Raw genomic sequence first — 16,991 nt, forward strand, 5'->3', positions numbered from 1 at the left:
GGGGGGATGTCACCCCGCAGTATGCGCTCGTATTGCATCCACGATATCACACGACCACCGACAGGTACAGGCCACCGTCGAACCGATAGTCGAGTATGTATCGACCGGGCGACCGGCGAGACACGCACACACGGAGGTATCCCACGTGAGCGGTGACCTCCAAGTGCTGCCGGCGGAGCCGCTATCGCCGCTGGCCGAGCGCGTCGAACGTGTCCTGGAGCGGTTCGGCTACGAAGCCGAGGCGGCCATCGCTGCTATTGACGACGCCGTTCCGGGCTACGGCGGCCTGTTCGGTCCAGAGACGACGTCGGCGGAGCTCCGAACGGCGATGGACCGGATACTGGAGACGGACGGGCCACAGCATACCAGTCCGGTTCCCGAGGGAGACGGGTTCGTGCTCTACGTCGACGGCAGCGCCCGGAACAACCCCGGCCCGGCGGGTGCAGGCGCCGTCATCCTCGACACGGCCGGCGACGAACTCGTCCGGATGGGGCGGCCGGTGGGCTCGCGAGCCGACAACAACACCGCCGAGTACGTCGCGTTGCAACTCGGCCTGGCGGAGTTGTTGCGCCGCTACGACCCGACCGAGGTCGAGATCCGCATCGACTCGATGACCGTCATCCGGAGCGTCTGGGGCGACGAGCCGACCACCATCGATGGAACCGAGCGATACGCCGGGGCGGCCGCGGAGCTGCTGACCCGGCTCCCGACGCAGGACTGGCAGCATCTCGTCGATAGCGACCCCAACCCCGCGGACGCGCTGGCGACGTTCGGCGCCGACGTGGCGGAGATGGGCCCAAGCGGCTGATTCGAGCATGCAAGCGATAGGTTCCGAACGCTCGAGCCGCGAGCAGCCGGCATGGCTCCGGCGTCCATAGCTCGGAAGCCGGAATACGGCTCAAACCCGGTCGCGGCGGATTCGAGGCGTTGTTCGGCCGGCGCAGGTCTGCACGGTCGTCGGCCGCACACACCCGCTCGTCGCTGGCCCAGCCGCTATCTGTTCACCAGTCGGCGAAACGGCAGATTTCAGTACGGGATCGTACTTCGGAACTCGGCCGGAAGGGGGGAACAGCAGAACCAGCTCTGCGCTTACGCCCGGGGCTCAGTCGTCGGAACCACCCATTCCCATCATCATCGACATGTTCTCCGGGTCGGCCATCTCCTCGGATGCAGCGTCGAGGTACCCGAACGCAGCGCCCCAGCCCGCGCCGAATCCGGCACCGAACGGGCCGAACGCGGCCCCCATCTCGGCACCTTCAGCTGCTCCCTCGCGGGTCTTCTGGATTATCTCGTCCGGTGTCGTCATCTGTTGTGCACACATCTCGTCGGATAGTCGGTCTTACAGATGAATAAGTGTTCAGTATCTGCCCGGTCGGAACCCCGGTCGAGGTGGTGTCGGTTTCGGCACCTCGTGGAGCGCGGTGGAGACCACCTGGCGGGGACGCGGAACGCGGGAGCCCGAGTGATGAGCCCGGCACACACCAGCGAGCGGCACCTGGGCGCGGCCGACGCGCATCACAGCAGTCCCGGGCAACGGATAGTCATATTACTCGCTCGGTTCATCGGTGAGTGATGGTCGCAGTTCATCGGGTACTACGCGTGAGTGCCGTCATGAGCATCCTCGCCGGGCTCCTCCACATCGCCATCCCGGGCCGACTGCTCGAGCTCGCCAGTCAGGGGTACGAGCGTGTCCTGGCCGTCCGGTTCCAGCCGCAGGAGAGCGCGACTGCCCGCGTGCGTCTGATCGGAGTTGCGATGCTGGTTTCCGGCCCGATACTCCTGCGCTGTGCCGCATACGTGCGGTCGTAGGTCGCGACGAGTCGGCCGGCTCAGCTATCGCTCTCGACCGGCCGGTCGGGGTCGGCCGTCCACTCGCTGAGCGACCCATCGTACACCGCCGCGTCCGTGATACCGGCCTGGTACAGGGCCAGCGCCTCGCTGCTGGCGGCGATACCGCCGCCACAGTAGGTGATCACCGCCTCGGCGTCGGTTGCACCGACATCGGCGAACCGGTCGCGGAGCGTCTCCGTGGGCTGGTAGGTCCCGTCGTCGGTGATGACCGCGTCCTCCCCGACGGCGGGGACGTTCTCACTGTTCGGGATCCGCTGGGTCGCGTGGTCGGACGGCCGGAGCGCGTTGATGAGACAGGCATCATCGTCGTCCGGGCGTGAATCGACGTCCTCCTTGTCGGCCACCAACTCCGGGCGGTAGTCGGCGGTGAACGTGGCCGGTTCCGGCTCCGAAGTCGACGTGGAGACGGGGCGGTCCTCGGCGGTCCACCGCGCCCAGCCCCCGTCCAGAACGCCGACCTGGTCGTGGCCGAAGACGCGGAACATCCACCACAGCCGGGCGGCCCACTCGTTGTTGTTGCCCGCATCGACGGTGTCGTACAGCACGACCCTGGAGTCGTTGCTCACACCGAGGTCGGCAGCCGCCGTCGCGAAGTCCTCCGGCGTCGGCAGCTGGAACGGGTAGTCCGGGTCGTCCGTCTCCGAGAGGTCCTCGATCAGGTCCGCGAACGCGCTCCCGGGCACGTGGCCGTCTACCCAGTCGTCGTATCCCGAGGAGAGCTGGTAGTCGCCGTTCCGGTCGGTACGCAGATGGACGGTGCAGTCGAGCACCCGGAGGTCCGGAGCGTCGAGTCGGTCCGCCAGCCAGTCCGGATCCACCAGCGTCGGCACCGTATCGTCGGACATGCCTCATGTTGGCGCCGGGAACGAATAACGCGCACGCTCCGCGCCGCCGACCCGGCGACGGCTGACGTCGCACGGCCGCCAGGTCGAATCGGCCACGGCGCCGCGGGCCCGGCCGACCGGTCCGGTCCGACCGTGTGGCGTCGGGACGGATATCCGTCCGAGGGACCAGACCAACGGATATGGGCGACGACATCTCGGTGGACGTCTCCGCGCACGCAGCCGAGCGCCTGGAGCAGTTCGGCGTCCGGAACGTGGCCCGGTTCCGGCGGTTCATGCGCCATGCCGAGGGTGACTACTTCGACCGGAGGCACGGGTCGAAACTCGTCGTCGTCGAGGACGAGGGACACGCCGTAGCCGTCGCGGACGACGCCGGCGTCCGGACGGTCATCACCGTCCTCCCGCGTCCGGAGACGTCGTGGTCGAACCGCGTCAGGACACATCCGGACCGCTACGTGGTTCTCGACTCGGACTGAGACGCACGGAGCACGCGGGCGCTGGACTCCTGCGGGGTCGACGCTCGACCCGGCGGCACGTCGCGGCACCGGGGCCGCCACGGGAGGGAGCGTCGGCCACCGCACTCGCTCATCGAGGCGACCGCGGCGCTTGCGGCCGGTTGAGATGTCCGCCGTCGTCGAGTCGGCCACACAGATAAGTGACTCACGGTACTACAGAGGGTGTTGACTTCGCCAGTTGTCGGTGAGACGCGGACGTACAGCATGGAGGACCCGAACAGGGTTCCCTGGGTCCTGGGAACACATCTGCACCCCGACGTCGGGCCGATCGGGCGGGCGCCGGAGGGGTCGCGCGTGCTGTTGATCGAGGCACACGATTTCGCCCGGCGGAAACCGTACCATCACGACAAGCTCACCCTCGTCTTCAGCGGGATGCGGCATTTCAGGGACGACCTCCGGGAGCGCGGGTACGACGTCGAGTATATCAAGGCCGACACGTTCGGCGACGGGTTGGAGCGGTATTTCGAGGCGCACCCGGACGACGAACTCGTGCAGATGCGGTCGCCGAGCCACCGGAGTGCGGACACCTTCGAGCGGCTGGTGACGGCGGCCGGCGGTCGGCTCGATGTCGTTCAGAACGAGCTGTTCGTCGGGACGCGGGAGGCGTTCGACGAGTGGTCGAACGACACGGACAAGGACCCGTTCAGACACGAGACGTTCTACCGGTGGATGCGCCGGGAGACCGGCGTTCTGATGACCGACGACGGCGACCCCGTCGGCGGCGAGTGGAACTACGACGACGAGAACCAGGAGTTCCCGCCCGAGGAGTGGGAGTCGCCACCGGTGCATCGGCCGGAGCACGACGACCTGACCGAGCGGACGAGCGAGTGGGTGAGCGAGGAGTTCGACGTCTGGGGCGTCGAGGGGACGCTCGTGTGGCCGGTCACCAGAGCGCAGGCGAAGGCCAAGCTCACACATTTCGTCGAGAACCGACTGCCGGAGTTCGGGCCGTACCAGGACGCGATGCGCAGCGACGACTGGGCGATGGCGCACGCCCTGTTGGGCTCGTCGATCAACATCGGCCTGCTCCACCCCTGGGAGGTCGTCCGGACCATCGAGGACGCATACCACGAGCACGAGGACATCCCGCTGAACTCGGTCGAGGGGGTCCTGCGCCAGCTCATCGGCTGGCGGGAGTTCATGCGGCACGTCTACCGCCACTCGATGCCGACGCTCGACGAGGCCAACCAGCTGGACGCCCCACACGACCTGCCGGAGTTCTACTGGGACGGCGCGACGAACATGGAGTGCCTCCGGCAGACGGTCGGGGACGTGCGAGAACGTGGATACTCCCACCACATCCAGCGGCTGATGGTGCTGGCGAACTTCGCGACCCTGTGGGGCGTCGAGCCCAAGCAGCTGAACGAGTGGTTCCACGCGACGTACGTCGACGCGTACCACTGGGTCACGACGCCCAACGTGGTGGAGATGGGACAGTACGGTGAGGGCGTCTTCGCGTCGAAGCCGTACGTCTCCTCGGCCAACTACATCGACAAGATGAGCGACTACTGCGGGGACTGCCACTACTACAAGACGAAGGACACCGGCGAGAGAGCCTGCCCGTTCAACGCCCTCTACTGGGACTTCCTCGACAGGAACGAGGACCAGCTCCGGTCGAACCACAGGATGGGGCTCATGTACAGTCACGTCGACTCGAAGCAGGACGGCGACGAGATGGAGGAGATAAAGGCGCGCGTCGAGGACCTGCGTCGAAAGAACGAGTTCGGCGAGCTGTAGCGCGGGGACCGTGCTCCCGGTGACCGACTCCGACCACGGGGGCGGTCGGCCCCCCGAGCGTCGAGGGGTGAAGGGGTGCAGTCGACGGGTTCTCACGGGCCGGGTCGTCCGCGCTTGCGGCCGAACAGGTGGACGCCGGGCCATCCCGGCTCCCCGTCGGAGGCCGTCCGTCCCGTGCCCTCCGGGGCGGCACGTCCCCCGCCGGCAGGTGCGGGCCGTGCCGTGACCGACAACCGAGCGTATCTCAGCCGGTCGCCGAACGACAGCGGCGGGGGGACTCCTCGCAGCGCCCCATCGAGCCAACTGCAATACGTCTCGCGCCCCTACGGGTACCATGGAGCAACCCGAGCCCGCAGAGGGATGGCCGGACAGGCCCCTCTCGGAGGCGGAGGCGAAAGCGCACCGTACCGACGAGGGAGACGTCATCGCTGTCTGGGTGATGGACCACACGTCCGGCATCCGGTCCGTGGTCATGCCACCTGATGCGCCCGACGACGCCGTCGTCGATGTCGTCCTGGAGACGGACACCGGCTTCGAGATGTACAGTTTCACCAGGGGACGGTGGATGGATTACGGGACCCAGCTGAAGGACGACGAGGAGAGTCCCTCAATGGCCGGCACGTTGGAGAGCTATCGCGTCCTCGCAGGGGAGTCGACCTCGTTCTGAGCGGGGGTGGGGACGTGCTCGCCGTGGTCGCTGACCCGCCGGATACGCCCCGCGTGTCCCGCGCGCCTCGGCACGGCCACGCGTCCGGGTTACGGTCGGGTCAGAGTCGGGAGGTATCCAGTACCCCTTCCAGGCGGTGGACATCTCACCCGACCGTCCGCTGAATCCCGTCCCCCGGCGTGGAGCGCTCGAATAGTCTCGATCGCTGGCTGCTTGATCGACCTGGCGGCTATCGTCGTTCATATAATATTTAGTATACGTCCTTCGGTATCATCAGACGGGTGTCTGCACACGGTTACCGAGGTATCGTTCACCACTATGCCGGGACCGCACCGCGGCCGGCTTGGCACTGTCAGGTGCCGAAACTGTATTACTAAAAATCATCAAATCATGGGTGAAACGCCTATATTCCCGTGGCTCCATTATACTACTACGTTAATGGCGACCGACAATTCACCCGATCCGACCGTGGGGTCCGACGTCGGTGACAGGCTGTCGGACACCATCGGACTCGGTAGTATCCCGGACGCGGTCGTGATCGCCGACGCACAAACTCGTCACATCGTTTATGCGAATGCCGCCGCGAACGAGCTGTTCGACTGTGAGCCGGGGGCCCTCATCGGCCGCGTTCAGACCGGCCTGCATCCGCCGGGTAACGCCGATGCGTACGCCGAGGCGTTCGAACGGGGGCTGAGGGGGGAGCGTGTCGACCGGCTTCGGTCGGGCGACCCCCTGTTCATCGAGACTGCGGGAGGCGATCGCGTCCCGGTCGAGATCACCGTCCAGACGATGACGGTCGACGGAACGGAGCACCTGATGGGCCTCTTCCGCGAGAGCTCGGCACAACTGGCCCGGGAGCGCACGCTCGAGCGAACCACCGGCCGACTGAAGACCCTTCTCGAGACGCTTCCCGTCCCGGTAGCCGTTCTCGACACCGATGGCACCGTCAGACGGTGGAACCGGGCGGCCGAGGAGACGTTCGGCTACCGGGCCGAGCAGATTGTCGGCCGGGAGTACTCGCTGCTGCCCGACGCCGACGAGTTCGCCTCGTTGCTGGACCGCGTGACCGAGGGAGAGATGCTGGAGGACTACCGGACGGCGCTCAGAGCAGAGAACGGGTCCCGCGTTCCCGTGGAGGTGAACCTACGTCCGATATACGAGGACGGGTCGGTCTCGGGAGTCGTCGGGACGGCCGTCGACCTCTCCGACCGGCATCAGCGTGAGCAGCAACTGGATGTGCTCCACCGCGTCGCGCGGCATAACCTCCGGAACGAACTGACGATCATTAGCGGGTGGGCCGAGATCCTCGAGGACACCGTGTCCGACAACGGCAAGGCGGCGAGGGAGATTATGGGTGCGAGCGACCGTCTGCTGGAGTTGAGCGACGAGATCGTGAAGCTTCGACACACCGTTTCGGAGGGCGGCCACGATGCGAGACCACAGGACGTCAGTAGCGTCCTCACGACGCTGTCCACGCAGCTCCGGGCGGACGAGAGCGTCGCCGATGCCGAGCTCGCGATTGACGTGGCGGATGGTCAGGTCCGAGAGAAGGCCGCCGAGGCGGCGCTGGAGCTGTTCGACAACATCCTCAACTGTCACAGCGATGCGGCAATCCGTGTCGATGCGGACGCCGTGGCCAATCACGTGGAGGTCTCCGTCGAGAGCGACACGCCACTGTTCTGCAGCGGCGAACGGGTGCTAATCCAGGAGGGAACCGAGACGGCGCTGCAACACGCCGGCGGGGTCGAGATCGCACGGTCGTATCTGACCCTCCAGTCGGTCGGGGGGGCGGCAACGCTCGAACCGGGGCCGGCGGATACGCCTGCGGCCACCCTGCGAATCGACCTGCCACAGACCGGTGCTACCGTCAGTTCGGACGGTCACGGATAGCCAGTGGTGGCCCATCGTGACCGCGGCCCCCGTGGTGGCGACACGTCCGGCACGCGTCGCGATATCCCGAGATGAACGACGGGCGCGGGTTCAGAGGGAGTGGTTGAACCGTGTAGTAGTGAGACGGAGGTAGAACAGCGTGCCGAGTGCCGGACTTCGCCTCGACTACTGGGTCGTGGAACCCGCCCTCACAGGCTGTTTAGAGTCGGTCTCCGCTCGTAACGTGCGTGAGCGCAGCACGGCCCACCCAGTTGCGGAAGCCAGTCAGTGGCGGTAGCGGCCGACGCCTCCGACGCTGGCACTCGGGCGGGCTCCGAACAGATTCGAGGACGAACTGACGGAGGATACCGAGCATCGGTCAGCAGCCCGCCGTCGCTTCCGTCGGGGCTTTACCCGTTGCACCGATAGTGGAGACGATGACTGACGCCGGTGAACCGACGGAGGCCGTAGACGGGCGCGGCCGACGCGTCGCGGTCGCGGATCTCGACCGCCCCGCGGGAACGCCGACTAGCGAGGAGTTCCACGGCCTGTCCGTGCTGGACGATTCCGGCCACCCACTGGTCCCCGACCTGGCTCACGAGTACATCCAGCGCGAGGTACGGGACGACCGAACCGACGTGGAGTTGGCCGCCCGCTTCCTTGCGGACGAGGACTACGCGCTCCTCCTCACCGGCGAGACGGGCGTCGGGAAGGACCGCCTCGTGCGGGGGCTCTGTGCCCGCACCAACCGGCCGTTGGTCAGGGTCAACTTCGGCTCCGGGACGACGTACGCCGACCTCGTCGGGGAGTACGCCCCCGCCGAGGGCGCGGAGCGTGACCGGGTCCAGCGGGCCCGGGAGGTGGCCGAGACACAGGACTTGGCGCTGGGAGAGGCCGCGGAGTTGATCGGCGCCGAGCGCGCCTTCGAGTTCAGCCCGGGGGTCCTCTACCAGGCGGTCCGGCACGGCTGGACGTTCGTGGCCGACGAGCTGAACGCCGCCGGTCCCGCGGCGACGATGCCGCTGCACGGCCTGACCGAGCGGGACGGCCAGCTCGTCGTGCAGCCGACTGCCGAGGTGCTCGACCCACACCCGGCCTTCCGCTTCGTCGCGACGATGAACCCGCCGCGGTACGCCGGCACCAGCCCGCTCAACGACGCCTTCCGGTCGCGGTTCTGGGAGCTGGAACTCGACTACCTCGCGCCCGACCCCGAACGACGGCTGCTGTACGCGACGACAGGACTCCGGCATGGGGTCGACCGGGACGAGCGGGTGGCCGAGCGACTGACGGAGCTTGCGGCCAGTCTCCGGGCCAGCTACCGGGAGCGTGACCTCGCCACGCCGACCTCCCACCGGGCGGTCATCAAGGTGGGGCGGCTGGTGAGCGAGTTCGACATGGCGCCGGCGGCCGCCGCCAAACAGGTGCTTGAGACCCGCGCCGCGGCGGAGGACCGCAACGCCGTCGCCCGGGCCATCGAGTCGACCCGGTGGTGAGTCCGGCCGTGCGCCTGACCCCGTCGACGTCGGCCCGGACGGTGCGCGAACGGCTCGGCGTGGGCCCCGCCGAGGCGCTGCGCGAGTCCGAGAAGCGGCGGCGCTACCTCGAGAAGTACTGTCGGCTACTGGCGCCCGTCCGCCCGACCGTCCGGCTCTCGGGGGCGGTCCACACCGCGACGACGGACTACGAGGCCGACCAGCCCGAGATCAGTATCACCACGCGGGCGTTCGACCAGCCGGCCAGCGACCTCCGGCGGCCGGCGTTCGACCTCGCGGTCCAGGAGGCGCTGGTCGTCCACGAACTGGGGCATCTGCTGTACACCGACATCGGCGGGTTCCACGACCGCCTCGAAGCGGTGGCACCCGAGCGACGGCGGCTGTTCGCCCGGGTCTGGAACACGCTGGAGGACGGCGCCATCGAGCGACAGCTGCGCCACCGCTACGACGTGGCGACCGAGCTGGAACTGCTGAACGCCAACCTGTTCGCCGCGGGGCCGTTCGGCCACGACAGCGGCGACGGCGGGCGTCGGTACAGCCTGTTCAACGCCGTCCTCTGCGGGCTCGCGGACATGGCCGTCTACGACAGTGGTCGGTTCCGGCGGCTGCTGGACGGGAGCGACGACAGTGCCCGGCTGGCATCGCGTCGGGACGAGCGGCTGCTCCACGAGTTCCGACCGCGGATGGAGCGTGCGGTCCGGGCGGTCGTGACCGAGCCCGACCCGGGGCCTCGGACCGAGCGTATCGGGGCGTTCTGGACGGCCCTGACCGACCGGCTGGACGACTCGACCGTCTCGGGGGCCGGCGCGAGCGAGCTGGACCGCCTGCTGGACCCCGACGGCACGATACGGGCCGCGGACGGCCCCAGCGCGGTGACCGAGCGACGGCTCACCGACGACGCCGTGCACGCGGCCGCCGACACGGACGGCCCGCTGCCCGGCAAGCCGGACGACACGGCCGGCCCCGCCGCCGAAGACGCCCGGGAGGCTCGTGAGCTGCGTCGCGACGCCGTCCGCAGGGAGGTCGGCCGGCAGATCCGGAGTACGACGGCGAGCCGGGACGGATCGCCGGACACCGACACGGGCGCGTCCGGGACGGACGGTACCGGTCACGACGGTCGAGACGGCGGCGACGACCCCGAACCGCCCGGGCACCACGATCCGATGAGCGGGAGCCGCGGGAACGAGCCGGACGATGACGCCAGTGCGTCGGGACGCGGAAGTGAGGGCGGTTCCGACAGCGGCCCGGCTGGTGGTGCGGACGGAATCACGCCGGACGGGCGGAGCGACGAGGAAGGCGTGAACGGACGGTCGCACCCGGGCTCCGGGCCGGTTCCGGGGAGTAGCTCCGGTGGAACCGACGGTGACCGCTCGGGGGGCGCGGAGAGCCCGGCGACGAGTGCCGGATCCGCCGCGGACGGAGCCGGTGGAATCGACGACGCCGATACGGGGTCGGTTGCCGAGCGGCATCGGGCCGAACTGGCGGCGGAGGCCAACGAGACCGACGGCGGCGAGGCGCGACTCGCCGAACTGCAGGCGTACCTGCGGGCGCTGACGGAGGCCGCCGCCGGAACCGCGGACGGCCGACGGCTCGCGCTGGAAGTCGTAGAGTCCGTGACGCAGCCGCTCGACCGGAACCGGTGGGAGACGGCCCGTCGGCGGTCACGGCGGCTGGCGCGCTCGTTCCGGACCCGGCTGCAGGAGCAGCGACGCGACACCGACCACCCCAGGCAGCGACGCGGCTCGTTCGACCGCGGTCGACTCGTCGCGGCGGCCCGCGGGCGGCTGGACGTGTTCACGCGGACGGAGGCCGGCGAGGAGCGGGCCTACACCTGTGTCCTGGTGGTCGACCGGTCGGCGTCGATGGCCGACGGCGCGGTCGAAGCGGCCGAGGACGGCGCCGCCGCCCTGGCGCTGGCGCTGGAAGCCGTCGGCGTCGACGTGACGACGCTCGACCTGCACGGCTCGTCGGTCCGGCTGGTGAACGCCGAGGCGGAGCCCACACGGACCGCTCGCCGGGCGCTGCTCGCCGGCGAGGCAAGCGGCGGGACGCCACTGGCCGACGCGCTTCGTATCGCTCGCTTCCGACTCCACGAGGTCGACAACCCGTTCGTGCTGGTGGTGACCGACGGCCGGCCGGACGACCGGGACCGCTATCTCGCCGAACTGGAGGCGGCCACCTTCCCGGTGTTGGGCGTCTATCTGACGGACGGCGCGGCGGCCGGGGAGGGCGCTCGCGAGGACGACGAGTCGTACTTCCACGGCGTCTCGGTCGTCGAGGACTGGGGCCGACTGGACCGCCGACTGCACGAACTCGCGGCGCAGGTGCTGTTCTGAACGTGGCCGTCGGGCCGACCGGCGTCCGGCAGCCCGTCGGCCCACCTGGCAGCCGAAACCGACAGGTGTCCCCGCGGCCTCTCCCGTGACATGGCCGATGACCGCGGCCCGGCTCACTGCCCCCACTGCGGGGTCGTTGAGGCCGAGGGCGGGTTCGACCGGGACGACCCCATCGGGACGAACACCGTCTCCCGGTTCCGCTGCCTGGACTGTGACGCCACGTTCGCGTGGCGCTGCTTCCCGGACGACCCGGAGTGCACCCACGGCCCCTTCCGCTATCGCGGCGACCGGTTCGTCTTCTACTTCGGTCGCAACACCCGCCGAGAGGCCTCACGGACGGTCACGTCGACGCCCGACCGGGGCGGGCCAGCCACGGGGGGCGGCCGGTATCGGGCCGACCTCACCATCGAGTCATACGCCGCCCTCGAGCAGTTCCTCGACGCGACCAGTGACGACCTCATCCCCCCCGGGGACCGCACGACGGTGCTGGAACGGCTCTCGGGCGCGGCCGATATCGACTGGCCCTGCGAGATCGTCTTCGACTTCGAGACCGAGGACTGGCACGCCTACAGTGCCGCCCACCCGGACGAGGCGCGAGTGCTGGAGCCACATCTGGTCCGCGTCTCGACGGCGGAGTGAGCCGGGACGACGCGGTCGTTGCCGCCAGCACTGGACCCTTACTCGCCCGACACGTACGGCGGTCGATGAGCGAGCAGGTCCCGGTCGAGCCGCCCGTATACGTCGAGACGTACGGTGGTCACGTCAGCCTGACCTGGACGGCCGCCGGGGTCGGACAGTTCCTCGATACGGTCCGGGCGGCGGGGACGGTGCCGGCCGACACGACGCCGGTGGTGGACGCGACGAACGCGGCCGGCCAGCGGCGGATGCGGCTCGACGAGATCGACACGAGCGGCGGCGCCACGACCTACGTCCGGGTGGAGCCGCCGGCATCGTGGACGGTCGCCTGGGAGCGCCGGACGGAGCCGGTCGTCTCGCTCGCGGGGAACCCGACCGTGGAGACCTGCCGGGCGTTCCACGTCGGCACCACCGCGTGTTCGGCGTGGCCCACCGATGCGGTCTCGGCGCTGACGCGTCTGCTGGACGACTGAGACGGGGGGGTTCCGGCAGCGACGGAGTATTGCTCGTCGCGGCCCAACAACCGAGTAGAGATGTACGAACTCCGATTCGCCGAGCCACACCAGTTGACCGACGGCGACGAGACGATGCTTCGGGTCGCGGGATACGAGGACTACGGAAGCATGTATATGATCGAACTGGAGGACGGGTCCACCCAATCGGTCGGCAAACAGCTGATCGAGTCGGTCACCGAGGTCGAGGAGTAACCCGCGACCGGAGCCGTCGGTCCGTCCCGGACGCCGGGTCGGGAGTCAGTCGGCCTCGCCCCGCCAGCGGAGCGAGTTCTCGTTCAACTCCGCCACAGCCGACCGACCGTCCACGAGCATCCGGTCAGCGATATCGATCGCCTCGCGGAGTTCCGCCTCCGAGAGCGCCTCGTACGCCGGTCGCCCGTCGACGTGGTCGTACCACTCGTCCCCGAACAGGTTGTCCAGCACGACACGGCCGAAGCAGTGGTCGAGGTGTATCGGCCAGTCATCCGCGTCACGAGCGGCCCGCGGTAACTCCTCCATGACCTTGCGGCGATACGTCTCCCGAAGCGTCGTGATGTCGGTTCCGTCGAGTGTCTCCTGTCCCATGTGAGTTCGTCTGCGGTAGTCGGAGTTCGAACGCGATGCGTGCCGAGGGGGCCGGGCTCAGGGCACCGAGCGACCGACGACCGCGTGGAACGGGTCCCCGGGGCCGCCCTCCCCGACGCGGTCGATCACCGCCATCCCGCCGGCCCGGATGTACGACGCGACCAGTTCCTCGCGCTCGGTCATCGACGCCGCCCGCCACGCCCTGACCGCCTTCGTGGGGAACATCCGGTTCGTGAAGCTCACGACGAGCGTCCCGCCGGTATCGAGAACGCGGTCGAACTCCGCGAACACCGCCTCGGGATACTGGAGATACTGGACCGAGAGCGCACAGCAGACGGCGTCGAACGACTCGTCCGCGAGCGGAAGCGTCCGGTCCTCGTTGAGGTTCTGCACGAACCACTCGTCGTACCGGTCGTTCGCGTCCAGTTCCGCCCCGTTGAGGCCGTGGCCGACGACGCGTCCGAGTTCCGTCTCCGGGAGATGCGACACCCAGCTCCCCATCGCGTCGAACACGCGGTCGCCCGGGTCGAGGACCGTCTCGTACAGGGCCGTCAGTCGCGTCTGGAACGTCTCGTCGGCATGCGTGACGAACCGCGGCTCGTCGTAGAACCGGTCGTCGGGGCCGTCGTCCAGCTTCTGTCGGTCGACATCCGAGAGGACTGCCATCGGTATCCTGTAACGGCTGGAGGCACATCAACGCCGCGCGGTGCGAGGCGTCACCACCGTCCCCCGAACACTTACAGTTACTCAGATTCTGGGTAACTCCATGACCCTCGATACGGGTGTCGTCCTCGCGGGAGGCGAGGGCCGTCGCCTGCGGCCGCTCACCAGGAACCGGCCCAAGCCGATGCTGCCGGCCGGGAACCGGCCCGTCCTCGAGCACGTGCTCGACACGCTGGTCGCCGCGGCCGTCGACCGCATCGTCCTCGTCGTCGGCTACGAACGCGCCCGGGTGCAGGAGCACTTCGGGCCGTCGTATCGGGACGTGCCCATCGAGTACGCCGTCCAGGAGAAGGAGCTCGGCAGTGGGCATGCCCTCCTGCAGGCCCGGGAACGGGTCGAGGGACCGATGCTCGTCCTCAACGGCGACCGGGTCATCGACCCGGGAATCGTCACGGACGTCGCGGACGCGTTCGGCGACCGTGGCGACCCCGCGCTCGCGGTCATGGAGCATCCGGACGCCGACACGTACGGCGCCGTCCGGTTAGACGGTGACCGCGTGACCGAACTCGTCGAGAAGCCGGCGGCCGGCGAGTACCGACTCATCAACGCCGGCGTCTACGCGTTCACGCCCGCGATCTTCGACGCACTGGCCGGGACGCCCAAACGCGACGGGGAGCTCGACCTGACGGCGGCCATCTCGCGACGCATCGAGGACGAAGGGAAGCCGGTCCGGGGTGTCCGTACCGACGAGCTCTGGGCCGATGCCACCTTCCCGTGGGACCTGCTGTACGTCACGCGGGAGGTGCTCCATACGGACCGCGTCGACGAGCCCGAATCCGAGGACACGCTGTACGTCGCGCCGTCGGCCATCGTCCACCCGGACGCGACGCTCCAGCCGCCACTCGTCGTCGGCCCGGACTGCGAGGTGGGGCCGAACGCCGTCGTCGGGCCGGAGACGGCGCTCGGGCGGAACGTCACCGTCGGCGCGAACGCCACCGTCGAGCGGTCCGTACTGGACGCCGACACCCGCGTCGGCGCCGGCTCCACGCTGGTCGAGTGCGTCACCGGCGAGGACGTGACCCTCGGCGCGAACACGACCGTCCCCGGCGGGCCAGCCGACGTCGCGCTGGACGACCGCGTCTACCGCGACCGGCGGCTCGGCGCCGTCTTCGCCGACCGCGTGACCGCCCGCGGTGGCGTCACCGCCGACCCCGGGGCCCTGGTCGGGCCGAACGCCACGCTCGGCACCGGCGTGCTGGTACGGGGCCGTATCGACGAGGACAGCGATGTGGTCCGCTGATGTGTGGCATCATCGCGTGCGTCGGCCGCGGCGACGACACGCTCGACACGCTCGTCCACGGGCTCTCGAAGCTGGACTACCGGGGCTACGACTCCGCCGGCGTCGCGCTGACCGGCTCCGGCGACGACACCGTCGAGGTCGTCAAGCGCCAGGGGCAGCTCGATGCGCTGCGGCGCGTCCTCGAGACCGCCAGGGCGGACGGGGCCGAGCCCCGCGGCACCGTCGGGATGGCCCACACCCGCTGGAGCACGCACGGTGCGCCCTCGGACGCGAACGCCCATCCGCACACGGACTGCACCGGGCGGGTGGCCGTCGTCCACAACGGCATCATCGAGAACTATCAGGCGTTGCGCGACGAGCTCGCGGCGAACGGTCACGAGTTCCGCTCCGAGACGGACACGGAGGTCATCCCACACCTCATCGAGGAGCTGTTCGACGGGCCTGAGTACGACCCTGCGGACCCGGAGCCGGCCATCCGCGAGGCCGTCGCCCGGCTGGAGGGGAGCTTCGCGGTCGTCGTCTCGGTCGCCGGCGTGGAGACGCTGTTCGGCGCCCGGCAGGACAACCCGCTCGTGCTGGGGACGTCGCCACGCGACGCCGGATCAGCGGGCGGTGAGCGCAGCGAGCCGCGAGCCGGCGCGACATACCTCGCCAGTGACGTCCCCGCGTTCCGGGCGTTCACCGACCGCGTCGTCTACCTGGAGAACGGGGAGTTCGCCCGTATCGACGCCGAGGGCTGGACCGTCACCGGAACGGACGGCGAGGTCGTCCAGACGTCCGTCGAGACGGTCGACTGGGACCCCGAGGACACCGGCAAGTCCGGCTACGACCATTTCATGCTGAAGGAGATTCACGAGCAGCCCCGCGCCCTGCGGCAGTGTCTCCAGGGCCGCGTCGACGAGATGGGTGGTCGCGTCACGCTGGACGTGGACGTGGACCCCGAGCGGGTGCAGTTCGTCGCCTGCGGTACCTCGTATCACGCGGCGCTGTACGGCGCCGAACTGTTCCGCCAGGCCGGCGTCCCCGCCCAGGCGTTCCTCGCCAGCGAGTACGCCACCTCGCCGCCGCCGGTCGACGACGCGCTCGTCATCGGGGTCACGCAGTCCGGCGAGACCGCCGACACGCTGAGCGCGCTCCGGGAGGCACGCTCGCGGGGGGTCCGGACCCTCGCCTGCACGAACACGGTCGGGTCGACCGCCGCCCGCGAGTGCGACGAGGTGCTCTACATCCGCTCGGGCCCGGAGATCGGCGTCGCTGCCACCAAGACGTTCGCCGCCCAGCAGACCGCGCTCAACGCGCTCGCGCTCTCGGTCGCCCAGGAGCGCCGACGGGCCGGCGACGTTCGCGACTCGCTGTCCGCCCTCCGGGAGCTCCCGGGCGACGTGCAGGCGGTGCTCGACGAGTCGAACGCCGAGGCGCTCGCCGAGGAGTTCGTCGGCGCGCCCTCGTACTTCTTCATCGGCCGCGGCGTCCACTTCCCCGTCGCGCTGGAGGGTGCCCTGAAGCTGAAGGAGATCTCCTACGGGCACGCCGAGGGGTTCGCCTCCGGCGAGTTGAAACACGGCCCGCTCGCGCTGGTCACGGACGAGACGCCCGTCTTCGCGGTCGTCACGGGCGACGGGCCGCTCGCGACCAAGACCATCGGGAACGTGAAGGAGGTCGAGTCACGGGACGCACCCGTGGTGGCCGTGACGGACGGACGCAGCAAGGTCGAGCGGTACGCGGACCACGTGCTGGAGATCCCCGAGGCGCCGCCCCGGACCGCGGCGGTGCTGGCGAACGTCCAGCTGCAACTGGTGGCCTACCACGTAGCGGATCGGTTAGGCCGGCCCATCGACAAGCCGCGCAACCTGGCCAAGAGCGTGACGGTGGAGTGAGCGGACTGTAGTCCGGACTACAGCCCGGAGTCGTCAGGCCGAGAATAGAAGCGAGCGAGTACGACCAGCTGTTTCCGAGACACAACCATCCGCCGGAGCGGCCGGCTGACCCATGCCACCGATATT

At 69.3% G+C, this 16,991-nt stretch carries 17 protein-coding genes; 13 read left to right on the top strand and 4 right to left on the bottom strand.

Features of this window, described 5'->3' with window-relative positions:
- The first annotated feature begins 145 nt into the window (after nucleotides 1-145).
- Nucleotides 146-808, top strand: coding sequence for a ribonuclease HI family protein (locus tag DP107_RS03380; protein ID WP_144260709.1), 663 nt, complete (start codon nucleotides 146-148; stop codon nucleotides 806-808).
- 294 nt (nucleotides 809-1,102) lie between these two features.
- Here the strand turns inward: DP107_RS03380 and DP107_RS03385 are convergent, their stop codons facing one another.
- A complete protein-coding gene (locus tag DP107_RS03385) occupies nucleotides 1,103-1,321 on the bottom strand; it encodes a hypothetical protein (RefSeq protein WP_144260710.1) in 219 nt (72 codons plus the stop codon).
- Between the two features lie 251 nt (nucleotides 1,322-1,572).
- Here DP107_RS03385 and DP107_RS03390 point away from each other — a divergent pair, with 251 nt between their 5' ends.
- Nucleotides 1,573-1,809 (top strand): hypothetical protein, encoded by a 237-nt coding sequence (locus DP107_RS03390; protein ID WP_144260711.1) that lies wholly within the window; start codon nucleotides 1,573-1,575, stop codon nucleotides 1,807-1,809.
- 20 nt (nucleotides 1,810-1,829) lie between these two features.
- On the opposite strand, the gene DP107_RS03395 is transcribed toward DP107_RS03390, so the two are convergent.
- Nucleotides 1,830-2,696 carry a sulfurtransferase gene (locus DP107_RS03395; protein WP_144260712.1) on the bottom strand — a complete coding sequence of 289 codons (867 nt, stop codon included), beginning with the start codon at nucleotides 2,694-2,696 and terminating at the stop codon, nucleotides 1,830-1,832.
- A gap of 179 nt (nucleotides 2,697-2,875) precedes the next feature.
- Between DP107_RS03395 and DP107_RS03400 the strand changes: the two genes are divergently transcribed.
- The 9 genes from DP107_RS03400 to DP107_RS19785 all read left to right on the top strand — a co-directional run bounded on the left by DP107_RS03400 (nucleotide 2,876) and on the right by DP107_RS19785 (nucleotide 12,653).
- Nucleotides 2,876-3,169, top strand: a complete 294-nt coding sequence (locus DP107_RS03400) for a hypothetical protein (RefSeq protein WP_144260713.1) — start codon at nucleotides 2,876-2,878, stop codon at nucleotides 3,167-3,169.
- Nucleotides 3,170-3,412: 243 nt separating this feature from the next.
- Nucleotides 3,413-4,945, top strand: coding sequence for a cryptochrome/photolyase family protein (locus DP107_RS03405; protein ID WP_144260814.1), 1,533 nt, complete (start codon nucleotides 3,413-3,415; stop codon nucleotides 4,943-4,945).
- A 334-nt stretch (nucleotides 4,946-5,279) separates the two neighbouring features.
- Nucleotides 5,280-5,612, top strand: a complete 333-nt coding sequence (locus DP107_RS03410; protein ID WP_144260714.1) for a hypothetical protein — start codon at nucleotides 5,280-5,282, stop codon at nucleotides 5,610-5,612.
- A 438-nt stretch (nucleotides 5,613-6,050) separates the two neighbouring features.
- The gene (locus DP107_RS03415; protein ID WP_185977149.1) at nucleotides 6,051-7,502 is read left to right on the top strand and encodes a PAS domain S-box protein; all 1,452 of its coding nucleotides are present in this window, start codon (nucleotides 6,051-6,053) and stop codon (nucleotides 7,500-7,502) included.
- A 416-nt stretch (nucleotides 7,503-7,918) separates the two neighbouring features.
- Nucleotides 7,919-8,974 carry an AAA family ATPase gene (locus tag DP107_RS03420; protein ID WP_144260716.1) on the top strand — a complete coding sequence of 352 codons (1,056 nt, stop codon included), beginning with the start codon at nucleotides 7,919-7,921 and terminating at the stop codon, nucleotides 8,972-8,974.
- Complete coding sequence (locus tag DP107_RS03425) at nucleotides 8,971-11,310, top strand: hypothetical protein (protein ID WP_144260717.1); 2,340 nt, start codon at nucleotides 8,971-8,973, stop codon at nucleotides 11,308-11,310. The genes DP107_RS03420 and DP107_RS03425 overlap by 4 nt, the downstream gene beginning before the upstream one ends.
- Nucleotides 11,311-11,400: 90 nt before the next feature.
- Entirely contained in the window at nucleotides 11,401-11,949 is a 549-nt protein-coding gene (locus DP107_RS03430) for a hypothetical protein (RefSeq protein ID WP_144260718.1), read from the top strand.
- A gap of 65 nt (nucleotides 11,950-12,014) precedes the next feature.
- Nucleotides 12,015-12,419, top strand: coding sequence for a hypothetical protein (locus tag DP107_RS03435; RefSeq protein ID WP_144260719.1), 405 nt, complete (start codon nucleotides 12,015-12,017; stop codon nucleotides 12,417-12,419).
- A gap of 60 nt (nucleotides 12,420-12,479) precedes the next feature.
- Entirely contained in the window at nucleotides 12,480-12,653 is a 174-nt protein-coding gene (locus tag DP107_RS19785; RefSeq protein WP_185977150.1) for a hypothetical protein, read from the top strand.
- A gap of 45 nt (nucleotides 12,654-12,698) precedes the next feature.
- Here the strand turns inward: DP107_RS19785 and DP107_RS03440 are convergent, their stop codons facing one another.
- Nucleotides 12,699-13,025: a hypothetical protein gene (locus DP107_RS03440; protein ID WP_144260720.1), complete on the bottom strand. Its 327-nt coding sequence runs from the start codon at nucleotides 13,023-13,025 to the stop codon at nucleotides 12,699-12,701.
- 57 nt (nucleotides 13,026-13,082) lie between these two features.
- Nucleotides 13,083-13,691, bottom strand: a complete 609-nt coding sequence (locus DP107_RS03445; RefSeq protein WP_185977151.1) for a class I SAM-dependent methyltransferase — start codon at nucleotides 13,689-13,691, stop codon at nucleotides 13,083-13,085.
- A gap of 100 nt (nucleotides 13,692-13,791) precedes the next feature.
- Here DP107_RS03445 and DP107_RS03450 point away from each other — a divergent pair, with 100 nt between their 5' ends.
- Nucleotides 13,792-14,988 (top strand): sugar phosphate nucleotidyltransferase, encoded by a 1,197-nt coding sequence (locus DP107_RS03450; protein WP_144260722.1) that lies wholly within the window; start codon nucleotides 13,792-13,794, stop codon nucleotides 14,986-14,988.
- A complete protein-coding gene (gene glmS, locus DP107_RS03455) occupies nucleotides 14,988-16,865 on the top strand; it encodes a glutamine--fructose-6-phosphate transaminase (isomerizing) (protein ID WP_144260723.1) in 1,878 nt (625 codons plus the stop codon). The genes DP107_RS03450 and glmS overlap by 1 nt, the downstream gene beginning before the upstream one ends.
- The last annotated feature ends 126 nt before the right edge of the window (nucleotides 16,866-16,991 follow it).

This window comes from Haloglomus irregulare (genome assembly GCF_007421925.1).
GTDB lineage: Archaea > Halobacteriota > Halobacteria > Halobacteriales > Haloarculaceae > Haloglomus > Haloglomus irregulare.

Coding starts and splice junctions, on each gene's coding strand:
- DP107_RS03430 (WP_144260718.1), top strand. CDS start 11,401: ATGGCCGATGACCGCGGCCCGGCTCACTGCCCCCACTGCGGGGTCGTT.
- DP107_RS03440 (WP_144260720.1), bottom strand. CDS start 13,025: ATGGGACAGGAGACACTCGACGGAACCGACATCACGACGCTTCGGGAG.
- DP107_RS03385 (WP_144260710.1), bottom strand. CDS start 1,321: ATGTGTGCACAACAGATGACGACACCGGACGAGATAATCCAGAAGACC.
- DP107_RS19785 (WP_185977150.1), top strand. CDS start 12,480: ATGTACGAACTCCGATTCGCCGAGCCACACCAGTTGACCGACGGCGAC.
- DP107_RS03400 (WP_144260713.1), top strand. CDS start 2,876: ATGGGCGACGACATCTCGGTGGACGTCTCCGCGCACGCAGCCGAGCGC.
- DP107_RS03450 (WP_144260722.1), top strand. CDS start 13,792: ATGACCCTCGATACGGGTGTCGTCCTCGCGGGAGGCGAGGGCCGTCGC.
- DP107_RS03415 (WP_185977149.1), top strand. CDS start 6,051: ATGGCGACCGACAATTCACCCGATCCGACCGTGGGGTCCGACGTCGGT.
- DP107_RS03445 (WP_185977151.1), bottom strand. CDS start 13,691: ATGGCAGTCCTCTCGGATGTCGACCGACAGAAGCTGGACGACGGCCCC.
- DP107_RS03395 (WP_144260712.1), bottom strand. CDS start 2,696: ATGTCCGACGATACGGTGCCGACGCTGGTGGATCCGGACTGGCTGGCG.
- DP107_RS03420 (WP_144260716.1), top strand. CDS start 7,919: ATGACTGACGCCGGTGAACCGACGGAGGCCGTAGACGGGCGCGGCCGA.
- DP107_RS03390 (WP_144260711.1), top strand. CDS start 1,573: ATGGTCGCAGTTCATCGGGTACTACGCGTGAGTGCCGTCATGAGCATC.
- DP107_RS03405 (WP_144260814.1), top strand. CDS start 3,413: ATGGAGGACCCGAACAGGGTTCCCTGGGTCCTGGGAACACATCTGCAC.
- glmS (WP_144260723.1), top strand. CDS start 14,988: ATGTGTGGCATCATCGCGTGCGTCGGCCGCGGCGACGACACGCTCGAC.
- DP107_RS03435 (WP_144260719.1), top strand. CDS start 12,015: ATGAGCGAGCAGGTCCCGGTCGAGCCGCCCGTATACGTCGAGACGTAC.
- DP107_RS03410 (WP_144260714.1), top strand. CDS start 5,280: ATGGAGCAACCCGAGCCCGCAGAGGGATGGCCGGACAGGCCCCTCTCG.